This window comes from Vibrio sp. 1978 (assembly GCF_033344345.1).
Genome location: NZ_JAWPOP010000535.1, coordinates 1 through 667, shown reverse-complemented (window position 1 = coordinate 667; position 667 = coordinate 1). Strand labels below are relative to the sequence as shown.

Genomic DNA, 667 nt, shown 5'->3' with positions numbered 1-667 from the left:
CCTCGACTATCTAAAATCCCGTTTAGAAGAAGAAAAACGCATCTAATTTGATAGTTTTCTTGTTAAATGTGTGAGTAAGCGACTACTTTGAAATTAATGCCTCAAACTTTGATAACACTCTAGTCTTACTAGACTCACCTATTAGTGTTAATTCCTTATCTGTTGGGATTCAAAGTTTGAAAAATCTCCTGAAGTAAACGATAGTTTACTTGATGCATATCAAATTATAAGTCGTCGTGTCGCACAACTATCAAAGCACGATATGAAATTAATAACGGCTAGGTAACGTGTTTAATGGATCATGTACAAATCAGTGTCCAAAAGCTTGATGAAATATTGAAGCTCAATGGGAGCGCTCTGCTCAACAGAGTGACTTTAGATATCCATCAACAGTTGAAGAGTCATTGTACATGCGTTGTTGAAGTGGCTCATCTTCAACATGCTGTTCTCTCCATTACCTTTGCAGGTGGCGGAGAGATCTCAGATAACCTCAGTTACCACCTGTCTGGCACGCCATGTGAAAAAGTCGCGAAAGACATTGGCGAGCACATCTTTTACCAAGATCAGGTTTATAAACGCTTTCCTGAAGACCAGATGTTTCAGGATGATGGCGTTCAAGCTTACCTTGGCCTCCCGTTGAAAACACAAAGTGGCGAAGTGCTTGGGA

At 40.0% G+C, this 667-nt stretch carries 1 pseudogene; it reads left to right on the top strand.

Features of this window, described 5'->3' with window-relative positions:
* Window positions 1-294: 294 nt before the first annotated feature.
* Window positions 295-667, top strand: a pseudogene (locus tag R8N49_RS27670) (diguanylate cyclase); the annotation flags it as partial.